At 39.8% G+C, this 13967-nt stretch carries 14 protein-coding genes and 1 tRNA gene; 4 read left to right on the forward strand and 11 right to left on the reverse strand.

Annotation, left to right across the window (positions count from 1 at the left end):
• The first annotated feature begins 369 nt into the window (after positions 1–369).
• From pyrB to ABZB17_RS12530, 4 genes are all read left to right on the forward strand, one after another.
• Positions 370–1278, forward strand: a complete 909-nt coding sequence (gene pyrB / locus ABZB17_RS12515; protein WP_045030088.1) for an aspartate carbamoyltransferase — start codon at positions 370–372, stop codon at positions 1276–1278.
• A 7-nt stretch (positions 1279–1285) separates the two neighbouring features.
• Positions 1286–1759 (forward strand): aspartate carbamoyltransferase regulatory subunit, encoded by a 474-nt coding sequence (pyrI, locus tag ABZB17_RS12520; protein ID WP_372650694.1) that lies wholly within the window; start codon positions 1286–1288, stop codon positions 1757–1759.
• 126 nt (positions 1760–1885) lie between these two features.
• Positions 1886–1972 (forward strand) — tRNA-Leu (locus ABZB17_RS12525).
• Positions 1973–2258: 286 nt separating this feature from the next.
• On the forward strand, positions 2259–3476 hold the full coding sequence (locus tag ABZB17_RS12530; RefSeq protein WP_297101660.1) for a site-specific integrase: 1218 nt from the start codon (positions 2259–2261) through the stop codon (positions 3474–3476).
• Positions 3477–3501: 25 nt separating this feature from the next.
• On the opposite strand, the gene ABZB17_RS12535 is transcribed toward ABZB17_RS12530, so the two are convergent.
• The 11 genes from ABZB17_RS12535 to ABZB17_RS12585 all read right to left on the reverse strand — a co-directional run.
• The gene (locus tag ABZB17_RS12535) at positions 3502–4428 is read right to left on the reverse strand and encodes an ArdC family protein (RefSeq protein WP_372650696.1); all 927 of its coding nucleotides are present in this window, start codon (positions 4426–4428) and stop codon (positions 3502–3504) included.
• Positions 4429–4887: 459 nt separating this feature from the next.
• A complete protein-coding gene (locus ABZB17_RS12540; RefSeq protein ID WP_297098846.1) occupies positions 4888–6264 on the reverse strand; it encodes a PQQ-binding-like beta-propeller repeat protein in 1377 nt (458 codons plus the stop codon).
• A 122-nt stretch (positions 6265–6386) separates the two neighbouring features.
• Positions 6387–6875, reverse strand: a complete 489-nt coding sequence (locus ABZB17_RS12545) for a cupin domain-containing protein (RefSeq protein ID WP_297098848.1) — start codon at positions 6873–6875, stop codon at positions 6387–6389.
• 27 nt (positions 6876–6902) lie between these two features.
• On the reverse strand, positions 6903–7634 hold the full coding sequence (locus ABZB17_RS12550) for a carboxymuconolactone decarboxylase family protein (RefSeq protein WP_297098850.1): 732 nt from the start codon (positions 7632–7634) through the stop codon (positions 6903–6905).
• 28 nt (positions 7635–7662) lie between these two features.
• Complete coding sequence (locus ABZB17_RS12555; RefSeq protein WP_372650699.1) at positions 7663–8454, reverse strand: hypothetical protein; 792 nt, start codon at positions 8452–8454, stop codon at positions 7663–7665.
• A 34-nt stretch (positions 8455–8488) separates the two neighbouring features.
• Positions 8489–10126 (reverse strand): carboxylesterase/lipase family protein, encoded by a 1638-nt coding sequence (locus ABZB17_RS12560; protein WP_372650701.1) that lies wholly within the window; start codon positions 10124–10126, stop codon positions 8489–8491.
• Between the two features lie 44 nt (positions 10127–10170).
• Positions 10171–10644 (reverse strand): nuclear transport factor 2 family protein, encoded by a 474-nt coding sequence (locus tag ABZB17_RS12565; protein WP_372650702.1) that lies wholly within the window; start codon positions 10642–10644, stop codon positions 10171–10173.
• Positions 10645–10687: 43 nt separating this feature from the next.
• On the reverse strand, positions 10688–11140 hold the full coding sequence (locus tag ABZB17_RS12570; protein ID WP_297098858.1) for a nuclear transport factor 2 family protein: 453 nt from the start codon (positions 11138–11140) through the stop codon (positions 10688–10690).
• A 28-nt stretch (positions 11141–11168) separates the two neighbouring features.
• Complete coding sequence (locus tag ABZB17_RS12575; RefSeq protein WP_297098860.1) at positions 11169–12221, reverse strand: alpha/beta hydrolase; 1053 nt, start codon at positions 12219–12221, stop codon at positions 11169–11171.
• A gap of 13 nt (positions 12222–12234) precedes the next feature.
• Positions 12235–13086 carry an aldo/keto reductase gene (locus ABZB17_RS12580; protein ID WP_297098863.1) on the reverse strand — a complete coding sequence of 284 codons (852 nt, stop codon included), beginning with the start codon at positions 13084–13086 and terminating at the stop codon, positions 12235–12237.
• Between the two features lie 17 nt (positions 13087–13103).
• A partial coding sequence (locus tag ABZB17_RS12585; protein WP_372650705.1) for an alpha/beta fold hydrolase occupies positions 13104–13967 on the reverse strand: 864 nt, incomplete at its 5' end.

A 13967-nucleotide genomic window follows, 5' to 3' on the forward strand; every position in this document is an offset into this window, starting at 1 on the left:
GGCTTTCCAATCGTTTTACGAGATATATGGGATAGAAATAAAACGGCTGGATTAGCATTTCTATGTGTTAATAAAATGCTGATAAGTACGTCACACTATTTTTGACAAACGTTAACTAACACTGTATTTTTGAACCATGATGCTACGCGTGATATTCCACTTTAACGTTCTTGAGCGAGGCACTAAAAAACGCTTTGAGAAGGTTTCTTTTTCCCATCGCTGCATCAGACGATTTTTAAAAGCAATCGTATTTTTCTATAAAAAAGGTTCTACTTTTTTAGCAATTAACGAAGACCAACATTTTCTTTTCCGAAATGTTGGTCTTCTTTTTTTCAGTCAACCACATTATCAAATTCAATATTTAAGGCAATGAAGAAGGATTTAATTTCAATCACAGATTTCTCGAAAGAAGAATATCTGAGAATTATGGAACTGGCTGCGGATTTTGAAGCAAATCCGAACCAGGAACTGTTGAAAGGGAAAGTTGTTGCCTCCCTTTTTTTTGAGCCATCAACACGCACACGCTTAAGTTTCGAAACGGCCATTAATCGTTTGGGGGGACGAATTGTTGGTTTTGCCGATCCTGACAGCTCGAGTGCAACAAAAGGAGAAACACTGCACGACACTATTAAAATGGTGAGCAACTATGCCGACCTTATTGTTATGCGTCACCCGCTGGAAGGTGCAGCACGTTATGCTGCCGAAGTTTCGAGTGTGCCCATTATTAATGCAGGCGACGGTGCCAACCAGCACCCAACTCAAACCCTGCTCGACATGTATTCCATTTTAAAAACACAGGGAACGCTCGATAACCTGAACCTGTTTATGGTTGGCGACCTGAAATTTGGAAGAACAGTACATTCGCTCTTGCAGGCAATGTCCGAATTCGAGAATCCGATTTTTAACTTCATTGCACCCGAAAGTCTGCAAATGCCACGCGGCTATAAACACCATTTGGAAGAGAGAGGTATTCGTTATTTTGAACACGAAGAGTTTACAGATATAATTTCGGAAGCCGATATTATTTACATGACCCGCGTTCAGAAGGAACGTTTTTCAGACCCGATAGAGTACGAAAAAGTGAAAGATGTTTACATTTTAAATAAAGCGATGCTGGAAAATACCAAACCAAATGTAAGGGTGTTGCATCCGCTGCCACGCGTTAACGAAATTGCCACCGATGTTGACAGCAGCGAAAAAGCTTACTATTTCGAACAGGCGCTAAACGGTGTGTTTACCCGCGAAGCCATCATCTCACATGTAATGAACCTTAAATAATACCGCCATGGAAAAGAATGATGCAAAAAAGAAGCTAAAATTAAAAGTTAGTGCCATTAAAGACGGAACAGTGATCGACCATATTCCGGCAAAAAGTTTATTTGAGGTAATTTCCATATTAGGACTCGACACAATCAAAAACCAGATCACTTTCGGAACCAACCTTGAAAGCGGTAAGTTGGGCGCAAAAGCTATTATAAAGGTATCGGATAAGTTTTTTGAAAACGACGAAATCAACAAAATAGCGCTGATCGCACCACACGCCAAGCTCAACATTATAAGAGATTACGAGGTGGCCGAAAAGAAAATTGTTGAAATACCGGAAAAAATTACAGGAATTGTAAAATGTTTTAATCCAAAGTGTATTACCAACAACGAAAAGATAACTACTTCGTTTAAAGTAATTAACACAAGTCCGGTTGCCTTAAAATGTAAATACTGCGAAAAGATTACAGCAGAAAACCAAATAAAAATGTTGTAAGAAATAATTGTTTTCAGCTAAATCCGCCTTTTTAAAGAAACAAGAAGGCGGATTTTTTATATATTTGCACGTCCAAAATCGAAACGGAGTAAAAGCCACAGATTTTGGAATGTTCTTAACAGATTTGCCCAGTTGGCGGAATTGGTAGACGCGCTAGTTTCAGGGACTAGTATTCTTATGAATGTGAAGGTTCGAGTCCTTTACTGGGCACCATTTTAGATATTAAAAAATAGCAAAAGCGCTTAAATCATTGATTTTAAGCGCTTTTCTTTTTTAGTGAAATACCAAAAGAGGCCATATATAGCCTTATTTGGAGGGACCACAGAGGGACCATAGCAAATTTCACAAATCCATGGTCCCTCGAAACTCTATAATTATTTGATTTTTAACATTTTATTTGGTTCTTTTTGGTGCTTTTTACTGTTTTCATTTTGCCCAATATTCAGTAGTTTTAAGCATCAACCGGAATCATTTATTAACAATTTAAAAGGAGGTAATTATGAGAGTTATTATCCATTTTTATCCTCGTAAATCGAGGTTAAATGATGATGGTCAACTGCCCATCTATGTTAGATTCACGGTTAAATCAAAAAGAGTAGATCTTTCCACCGGATTGTTTATTCAACCCAAACATTGGAGTGATGCAAAAGGAAGAGTTAAAGACCGTGCGCCGAATGCGTATACTGTCAATGAAAGACTTGACAAGTTAAAAACCGAGATCCAGGATTATTACAATCAATTGAGATCATCCGGAGAAGAGTTCTCTGTAAGTACAATAAAGGACTACCTATTAGAGGTAGATAACAAGACAGGTGTTCTGGAAGTATTTGATTATTACCTGGAAAGTATGCTTGCTAAAACCGGTGGTTATTCGAAAGAAACCTACAAACATTATAAATCATCGAGAAAAAGATTGGCAACTTTTATCAAGGATCGTTACAAGAAAAACGATTATCCTGTACAGACAATCAAATTTGGATTTCTTGATGCCTTTGATGTTTACCTTAAACAAAAATACAAAGTGCATCAGAATACGGCATGGAACTACCATAAACATTTAAGAAGAGTTCTCAACCTGGCTATTTCTATGGAGCATATTTCAATAAATCCATATAAAAAATACAAGGTTGGCTTAGCACCAACTCATCGGGAAATTCTTACGTCAGACGAACTTGATCGCCTGGAACAAAAAAAGATCCAGATTAAAAGATTAGCTATTGTACGCGACATTTTCGTTTTTGCATGTTATACAGGTCTCTCCTATTCTGATATTCATAAATTAAACAAGAATCACCTGCATAAAGGTATCGACAAAAAGGACTGGATTATTATCGACAGAACAAAGACCGATACTCGGTGCCGGATTCCACTGCTCCCCAAAGCAAAGCAGTTATTGGATAAATATTCAGAGTACCCTACGAACGAAAATAGCGGAAAATTACTTCCGGTTTTATCTAACCAAAAGATGAACGGTTATCTCAAGGAACTTGGCGACATCTGTGGAATCAATAAGGACATTACAATGCACATTGCCAGGCATACTTTTGCGACTTCTGTTACATTGGCTAATGGTGTTCCCATTGAAACTGTTTCCAAGATTCTTGGACACAGCTCGTTAAAAACGACGCAGATTTATGCAAAAGTTCTTGATCAGAAAATCTCAGAAGATATGGATATGCTTCAAACAAAGCTTAGTGAGAAGAAAAAAGTAATTTGAGGATTAACATTTCAATGTCCGTTGCCTACATCGCAATGGACATTGTTTTTTCCGGCTGTTTCTGTTTTTTTCGCGAAACTGGCGTTGGTTTAAGAATCTGATTCGAATCCTGATGATCCAGAATATAATCAACAGCTTTTTGAGCTAGTCCAGAAGCCAGAACGATAAACTTCTTATCGCTTTTTAGCTTCTTCAACCAACCTTGGATGTAAGCAGCACTGTTATCAATTGTAGCGTTTTCGATGCCGCAAATTCCACAGAGGTAAGCAGCCCCCATTTCTGCAACCAATTCCTCTTGTGAGTAATCTTTACTTGCAAAATTCAGGTTAGAAAACCTTTCGTGACGATTTAACCGTTTACGATGACCTGTAGAGTGGCACAATTCATGAAAAATCGTAGAGTAAAACTCTTCATCCTGAAAGAAAGTTCTTGCACCTGGCATGTGTACTTCATCTAACGAAGGAATATAACAGGCTTTTTTCTGATCTAATTTAATTACCGGGGAATCAAACCAGAACTGGATAAGCTGTTCACAGGAAGCAATCGGATCGAAATCATGATCGTGAGCAGTATTCTCAGGTATTTTGTCAGGTTCGATACCTTCCACATCGTCAATGTGAAATACCCGATAATAACGAAGCATCGGAATCTCTTTGGTTTCGTCATCTTTTTCGTATTCCACCATTTTCCAGAATACAATCATAAATGAAGAAGATCCCTTTTTGATCTTTCCACCAAGATCTTTTACTTGTTTGAAGGAAAGGAAATAAGGCCTTTCGAAACCGAAGCTAAGCAAGTACCAGAAATTAAATCCCCGGTAAGGCTTTTTAGAAACCAGGTTACGAGGAATGGCACTTGCCGTTTTCCAAGGCATATGCCATGGTATTACACCTGCTTCAAGACGTTGTACAATTAAATTAGTAACTGTTTCATAAATATCAAATTTACTCATTGAATCCACCGCTGCCCTGCGGATTTGTTTCGGCTACTGGCACGCCATTAAATTTTGGCGCATGCCATTTAGCCGGATGGATTCTAGTCAAGGGGCTATGTCAGTTTTTATGAAGTGAACGAAATAAAAACTGAACAGCTCCAAAGGACGGCTGGCAAATATGGGCAATTTCAGCCGCCATTGACTTTTCCGGACGGCGAAGTAACTTTGTCGGAATTTAAGGGATGACTTCCTTCCTTTAATTCCATCTGTCAACCAGATAAGATTTCAAACATAATGAATACAAATGTAGTCTTGAAAGATTTCGGGATTAATGAACGACATGAACCTAATGCAGGCATATAAGTTTTACGTTAAACGCAAAATAATTAATCAAATAGGTAGCCCCCACCCAATTTGAAGTAGTCATTGGGAATTAAAACAGAACTATATATGTCTGGCAAAATCTTTAAGTCTATTTTATTCAATTAACTTCAAACAAACCATCTGGCGCTGTCCCTTTATCAGCAGTTTTCCATCAGCAAGTGCAAGCGGTGCCCAGTTTTGGTTGGTACCGACAATTCCAATTACGCGTTCATTTCCAGTCATACCACTTTCTTTTAAAATGGTTGCAGATGCCAAAGGTTTGAAACCGCTTGGATCAGGCTCAATCAAATAAAGCATGGTTTCACCATCAGTTGCCAGAATAAGACCGTCTGCCACTATCATACTACCTTTATTAAAAGCAGGGTCTCTTTTTGTTTTCCACATAATGTTCCCCTCACCATCCATACAAACCAGTCCGTCTCGTGTTTCGTTGTTCGAAAATTGAGCATAGTAGTAGCCATTAACCGACAACGGAGGTTTGGTGTGTTCGCCAAATTCTGCTGTTTTAAACAGTTCATTAACCTTGTATTCGTCCCCATTTTTTTCAATCTGGATCATAGATGCACCTGCGCGGTATCCTCCGACAATCAGTATTTTGTTATCTCCTGCATCGTAAGCACTTGATGAAGGAATCCAGCAACTCCAGTTAGAATAGGTCCAAAGTGTATCGCCATTTTGCGGATTAATACCAACCACATTACTTGGCTTAGCTTCACCACCACCAAAACCACCACTGGATGCAGTAATCATCACTACCTGATCTTCGCCATCTATTTTTGCAATAGCGGGGCTGACATAGCCTAAAGTACCCAGCGAAGGCGTTTTCCATACTACATTGCCGTTTTCTTTATTATATGCAACAACTCCAACCTCTGGAGTTTGCGAAGCTACAATCAATAAATCACCAAAGATTAAGGGACATTGGGCAATTCCCCACATTGGGAAATGCGTGCCACCCGCTAAACCAGCAAAATGATCCTCCCCTACTTTTGCGGGTTCACCTCCAAAGTCGGTCCAAACATTCTTTTTCCAAACTGGCTGTTGTGTATTTACATCGATGCAATATAATTCGCCGTTTTGACCACAGGAATATACATAATTACCGTCGAGAGCCGGAACACTTCTTGAACCCGGAAATTCAACCTCTCCCGGAGATTCGTAGCTAAATTTCCACAACTCTTCACCGGTTTCCAGATCGAAACATCTGAGATGATCGCCAAATTTATCTTCACGGTCGAGCAAATAGACTTTCCCGTCCTTTACCACCGGTCCTCCATATCCGACGTTAACATCAGTCGTCCATAACACTTCAGGACCATTTTCAGGCCACTCACGAAGAAGATTTTTCTGTGGTGAAGTACTGTTCCCTTCAGGACCAAGAAACTGTGGCCAGTCCTGGGCTTGAATACTTGTAGTTCCGGCAAGCACAAAACAAAACACTTTCAATAGGTTAATCGGATTGATTTTCATAATATTTTAATTTAAAGGATTGATTTTGGTTTAATAAATTTAGAACAGATGGTTAATCAGAACAATTACGTGCGACGAATAGTCAGCTGATGCGGATGTTAAGGCATATATTCGGGAATCAATTAGTTGGTAGCCTGATCGTATTCCTCGTTTGTAACAGGTCTGATCCAAACCGCTCCCCCTTCATCAGAATTCAGACTAATGGCAATATGCGCAAATTTGCTGTCGGCAGCAGCTCCATGCCAATGAACAACATTTCTGGGAATCTCAACTACGTCTCCTTTATTCAATAGACGTGCAGGCTGACCTAAAGACTGGTAATACCCCTTTCCTTCAGTTATAAAAAGCACCTGACCTCCAGGGTGCGAGTGCCAGTTGGTTCTTGCTTTTGGTTCAAAAGTTACATTACCAAATCGTGCATGCAATGTACTATCGTTGGCACCCATCATCTGCAACCACACTGTTCCGGCAAAATTCTGACTGTCGATTTTCTCTCCTTTTGGAAAAACGGAAGCACTTTGACTCATCATATCTTTAGCACTTTTCTCCATATTACAACTTGACATTACTATTACAAGAAAAAGCAAACTGATTTTTACACTGTATTTCATAATTGAAGATTTAAATTTTCATTGTTACTACCTATTTTCAAGCACTTCATTCAAAACTGCCTGTGCAGCTTTGGCTTCTTTTTTACCGGCTGTAGTTTTTACAATACCTACAAATTCATATAACTGCTCGGGTGTATAACCCACGTTCAGACAAATAGTTAAATGACTGCGTAGCATTGGTTCCGCTTTGCCAATTGCACTAATCACCGAAACCGTTACCAGTTCTCGTTCTGCATAGGTTAAAACATCGCGGTCGAAAATATCGGCAAACAGATGTTCCTTCAGAAATATTTCGATAACCGGAGCAAAGGCAGCATAACCGGTTTGTGGTCCATCTAAAGACCTCCCGATAAGTGTTTCCAGATTTGCTTTTCCTCGGTCATATTTGCTACGATCATCGTTTAAGTCTGAAGCCTCAACTCCTTCGATATCACTTATTCCTTTAGCCTCCCTCTCCTCCATAACCTCAATAAAAGTTTGCAACCCACGGATACTCCTTGGGAATCCGCAATAGGCGTAGGTGTGAACCATAATCTCTTTGATTTGATTAACGGTAAGACCAGCATCCAATCCTTCATATAATGCGGATTTTAATTGTTCTAACTCGCCCTGGGCTGTTAGAGCAGCAATTGGAACTATGCTCTGCTGTTTTGCTGTCAATGTCATATTCGAACCTTCTTTGTTTTGTGCAAGCACACTTTCATAAAAGCACGTTACAACTATCAGAATCAGAAACATTCGTAAATTTATTTTCTTCATGTCTTCGTATTTTTTTATGAAACACAAGCTAATGAGCTTTGTTGTATTTCTGATTAAAAGCATAGCTAACGCCAACATTCCACAGGAATTCATAGTCTGAAGGAATGTTCGAGTCTATTGGTTGAGTAATTAATCCTGAAAGTGAAAACGGACTATTCTTATTACTAATTAAGAATCGGGTGCTAAAGAAAACTCCGTCTTCACCCATTTTCAGCAAGTAAATTTCCGGTCTTACCTTTGCGACAAAACTTTTAAAAAGTGGGATGTTTGAAATCGTAGGTTGGAACGAAGCCAGATAGGTATTTTTTATCATATATGGATCCATTCCACGTGCATAAAAAAGGTATGCGCCTAAACCAATGTATTTATTTAGCTGATAATTGGGTGTCAAGGCTCCTACCAAATATCTATTTGTTCGGTTCACCTCACGATCAGAACCGTCGGCATTGTATAAACCTATTGTTTTAAAAGAAAGCGAATAATTAGCATGGTAGGTAATCTTAAATCTTTCGCTAACAGATCCATAATATCTCCACCAAAGAACCATTGCCCATGGTTTGCCATCTTCCAATGAAAAACGGAATTGTGGTTCAAAGCTCAATTTTCGCCCCAACTTCATATCAAATATAACAGCAGGTTTTCCTAAAGTAAGGTTTGGAATAGTGGATATACCTTTGTTCTGAACAGTTACAACAGCAGTAAAATTATTTACTTTTGAGATGCTATCCTTCTCTGTTTGTGCAAATAGAAAACTTGAAAGAAAAAATACAAATGAGAAGATCATTAGTTTTTTCAATATGTAATCTTTGAAATATGCCATCCTTAAATTTTGCGAATTCTCTTGTTACACAATTTTAGATACCTCCTCTGGTTTGAATAACAGCTCTCTTTTTCATTGCCTTTTCAACAACATCCAGTCGTGCTTTTGTAGGGTCAGTTTTACCAACTGGTAAACCATCACGCTGGAATTCGAGGATCTGGTTTGTTTTGGAATTATTTAAAGGCCAGTTTGGCAAATCCTTTCCATTCGGATTACCTGTTTTTGCAAAGTTAACCCAGTAGGCATTCATTACCCTTGCGACCTCTTTGTCCGCTGCTGTAGGAGTAGGTGGTGGCCCAAAACCGCCTCCTTCCCCAAGAATATCGAATGCAAAAGAAATATCTGTTCCATGTCCGGGACCGTAAGGTGCTCTTTGTGCCATGTAAGATGGCACATAATCAAACAGGAAAATGTAGGCCGATTCGCCAATTGCTGTAAATTCACGTGCTGTAAAACGAGCAGGTTCTCCCCATACCCAGTCAGTATTAAACCGTGCCTGTACTTCTGCGAATTCTTTGTTTCCATCCGGATCATAGGCTGCTTTTGCCTCAGCCTCGAAATCACCGAACAGAGAGAAAAGTTCTTCTTTTGTTGTGCTTGAATTAACGAAACCTCCGCCGATTTCGGCACTGTTATTCCCCATCATAACCGGAACTTTTGCCTGTCTGCCTGCATTGTATGCACTTTCTGCTGTTTCAACTACAAATTTATAATCGAGAATCGGGCCTGGATAAATGCGTGGTCCACCCTGTCCGTCTGTTTCACCACCGCCTACAATATCAACAACAGGGAGGGCACGTAACTTAGCAAGCGCAGCTGCATCTGTGCCATCAATTCCACGCATTTTGGCAAAATTTATTCCGATCGTTTCAGCTGAAACCGGGTAAAGCGGATCAGCATTTTCTTTATTGATAGGTCTTCCGGTGAGAACTCCATCACGTCCACCGCTTGAATGACCGATTGCTTTGTGGAAAAGACCTTTAGCATTTGGGATAGTAAGAAGTGAGTGTACGGATACACCACCGGCAGAAAAACCGAAAATGGTTACATTATCCGGATCGCCACCAAAAGCTTCAATATTTTTCTGAACCCACTTTAATGCGGCTATCTGATCCATGAAGGCATAACTACCTTTTCCTTCCTCCGGATGCTCGGCACTCAATGCAGGGAAGGCAAAATGTCCCAAACGCCCCAAACGATAATTCATTGAAACAAGGATCACGCCTTGTTTGGCAAATCCAGCTCCGTTTGTATTACCACTACCCCCTGTAAAACCACCTCCATGAATCCATAACATAACAGGTAATTTTGCTCCTTGTTTGAAACTGGAAGGTGTCCACACATTCAGGTACAGACAATCTTCCGATGATCCCTGCTGGATGGTTCCAGGAGCAGCACCCCAACCTACTGCTGCGCAAGTAGGGCCAAATTCAGTAGCATCACGAACTCCATCCCAGGATTTTACCGGCTGTGGAGGACGCCAGCGAAACTCATCAACAGGCGGGGCAGCAAAGGGTATCCCCTTAAAACTGGAAACATCACCTTCGGTAACACCTCTTACAATGCCTGATTTGGTTTTAACCTCAGGGCCTGAATTCTGTTGAGCGTTTATTGAAAGTGTTATACCAAAGATTAACAATCCCGTAAACAATGATTTCATTATATTTTTCATTTTAGTTGTAAATTTATGTTTGTAGCTGTTGGTTTATGAAATAACTAACGATCTCCAGGAGTCATCAGACGAGTAAAAGAGAGTACACCTAATTTCCAGATTCCATCTTGCTTTATATACACTTCGGTAACTTCAAACGGATTGCTAACTTCATTCCCGCCAACCTCAGCCAGCAGATCAATTCGGTTTAAAAGGATAGCAGTATTATCAATGATATTCACCGACACTTCGTGTATGTCGGCCTTTTTGTACCAGATTCCACCACTTTTAATAATGCCAAGTTCCTGTTCGGTTCCCCAGTGCCCACCCATGTGAACAAATTCAGCTTTTTGGTGAAAGAGTTTACTTAACTCATCGACATTCTTATCCGACATCCACTGCCATTTCTCTTTCGATAGGTGAACTATTTCTTGTTCCTTATCCGTAAAGTTTTGAGGTGTACGGTTTGCACCCGGTTGGCTTTGAGAAAATTGTGTACTCATAATAATCAGAATTAAACCAATAATTATTGTTTTCATCTCTTTTATTTTTATTTGTTTACTACTCGTAATTTCCTTTTTATTAATGTTCCAATGTATGTGTATCGCGCACACTGCTGAATGTCAGATCCAACAATTTCCAGTTGTTATCTCGTTTTTGATAGACTTCAGTAACTGTAAATTCATTCGATACATCATTACCGCGAACATGTGCGACAAGAGTAATGCGGTTCCAAACAATAGCAGTGTTGTCAAATGTCTTTACCACCACATCGTGTACATCAGCCTGTTTATACCAGATGCTTCCGCTTTTAATAATTTCAAGTTCCCGTGTCTTTCCCCATGTACCACTCATGTGGATAAACCTTGAATCGTTATGGAAAAGTTCAGCAAGCTTGTCCACGTTTTTGTCGGCCATCCATTGCCACTTGTCTTTAGACAGCTGAATGATTTCCTTCTCTGTTGCAGTATTTTGTGCGAAAGACCATTGCGCACAAAGAAGAATTACAAATAGTCCGATAATGTTTGTTTTCATAATGTTTGTTGTTACTGATTAAATTTTTTTACAAATGTTTTCTATAAAACGCCTTGAGTTTACTTATTGCCTGTTCTACATATTCAGGAACATAGTAGGTTTGAATATGCGTTGCTCCCGGAATAAGGTATAGTTCCTTTTCTGCAGTCCCGGTAGCTTTTTCAAAAGCATCCTCGGTCATATAATAGGTATCCGCTTTGCTTCCGGCCATCATCAACAATGGCTGATTTATTAAGTCCATATTTGATGTCGCATCAAATTCCATCAAATCGAGTAAACTGCTCATTGTGTATCGAAAAGTAGAGTTTGGATGAACATGTGTTCTGTGGTAGTAATAATGTCCTTCACGATAAAGATCAAAGGGCATTTTATCAGCCACTTCATCGGTTGCAACAGTGTTGGCAGCATAGAGTACTTCACCTCCTGCTGCTTCCTGTGCACGGGCATCAGAGGCTTGTTTTAACCGTTCCTGAATCGTTTCTAACTGAGAGTCCCTGAAACCATTTTTTCTTACAACACCTGAATTAAACATGCTTAGTGTTGCCACTGCTTTAAACCGCTTATCAGTTTGTGCAGCAGCCAACGTATAACCACCGCCACCACATACTCCCAGAACACCCAGCTGCTCAGCATCTACTCCGTTGTATTGTGTAATATAATCTGCCATTCCGCGAATGTCATTAATCCGGTTAGCGGGTTTATCCACGTTACGCGGTTCACCACCACTTGCTCCCTGGTACGATGCATCAGCAGCAATGGTAATGTAACCCGATTCTGCCAAACGCTGTGCATACAATCCGGCAACCTGCTCCTTTACACCTCCGTTAGGGTGCGCAACAACTATAGCAGGGTAACTTTTTGAAGGATCATAGTTCGCGGGTGTGTAAACATTGGCAGCGATTTCAAGACCGTTTAGGTCATAGCTAACAGGATGTATATTTACTTCTCCTGATTTATTCTCAGTTATTGCATCTTGATATACAAGATCGAAAGGATTTTCAATCTCGTTTTGTCCGAAGGAAATGATGCTTGCAGTTACTAACATTATTGTCAGGATTTTATTTATGATTATTCGTTTCATCGTTTAAACTTAATTATAAATCAAGTTTTCTTTCTCCCATCCATGTTACCATTGCTGGATCTCGATGATCAAAAAAGCTGCTGGCTTTCATGTCCAGCGCTGCGATACGTTCAAAGTCTTCAGCACTTAATTCAAAATCAAAAATGTTGAAGTTCTCTTCCATTCTTTCTTTACGTACTGATTTTGGAATTGCAACTACACCTCTTTGAATCAACCAACGAAGCACTACCTGGGCAACAGATTTATTATACGTTGCACCAATTTCAGCTAATAATTCATTAGTAAAAAGATTGTTCCTTCCTTCGGCGAAAGGCCCCCACGATTGCATTTGAACACCGTTCTCAGTGAGGAACTTCTGTGTTTCAACTTGCTGATTGAAAGGATGTGTTTCAATCTGATTCACCATCGGAGCAATTTCATTGAATGTAATCATATCCATAACTCGGTCTGGTTGAAAATTGCTCACGCCAATGGCTCTAATTTTTCCTTCTTTATAGAGTTCCTGCATGGCTCTCCACGATCCATGAACATCGCCATAAGGTTGATGAATCAGGTAGAGATCGAGATAATCAAGTTGCAGTTTTTTCAATGAACTCTCGAAAGATATTTTTGTGTTTTCGTAACCGGTATGCTGAACCCATAATTTTGATGTGACAAACATATCTTCCCTTAAAACTCCACTTTCTTTTATCGCATTTCCTACTGCAATTTCATTCATATATGAAGAGGCTGTATCAATCAGGCGGTAACCTGTTTCGATAGCATTAAGAACACTATTTTCACATTCTTCCTGATTTGCAATTTGAAATACGCCAAATCCAAGGATTGGCATTTCGACTCCGTTGTTTAATGTTACTGTTTTCATTTTCTTTTTAACCAGTATTATTTATCAAGTCCCTTTTCGATCAACCAATCTTCCATCAGATCAGCTATTTCCACATTATTTAAATCCGAAAAGGGGAAGTGTGTGTTACCTTTAATTCCTATTTCCGGCAGATGAATAACTGTCACATCACCTCCATGTTTGTTTACCGTATCTCTCCAAATTCTGGCCATTTCAAGCCGTACACGCCAACCATCTGTTCCTGGGTTTGGGTCAGGACTTTCAGGAATAAAATCTCCATAGTAGATGATGATGGGTATCTCTGTGAGCTTCATAAAATCTTCCATAGAAATACTTACCGGTTCAAGCGATCCCGAAGAACTTTCAAGTGCAGTAGGAACCTCTCCTTCAGGAAAAACAAAACCGCTACCGGGTTCGTAGGAGACAACTGCTTTTATATTCTGATTTTTAATGGCAGTCAACCATCCCATACCACCTGAATGCGAGTGAGTAAGCAAAATACCATCACCAATCTTATCAAACAGTGCAGAAACAGCACTTACATTCACATCATAATCGATTGGTCCGATATTGGGAACCATTTGTCTGAAATACTGATTGAGTGTTTCTTCATCCTGAGCGAACTGAACTCCGGGGAAAAAGTTGGGCCACTCTCCTACACGAAAAGTATTAAACCAAAACTGTTCATCCGGAGTTGGAGTGATTGTACCTTCAGCCATACTTCGGGCTGCATTTCCCCTGCGTGGCTGATCTAATAAATACACGCTATACTTTTTGCGCAAAAACAGGTTCTGAAATCCTTCTCTGCCATCTGGTGTAGTTTCAAAGGTTTTTGAGAACTGACCAATGCCATGCCACATTACCAACGGGTATTCGTGTGCTTCTGCCGGTATCTGATAAAA

This window comes from Draconibacterium sp. (genome assembly GCF_041583095.1).
Taxonomy (GTDB): Bacteria; Bacteroidota; Bacteroidia; order Bacteroidales; family Prolixibacteraceae; genus Draconibacterium.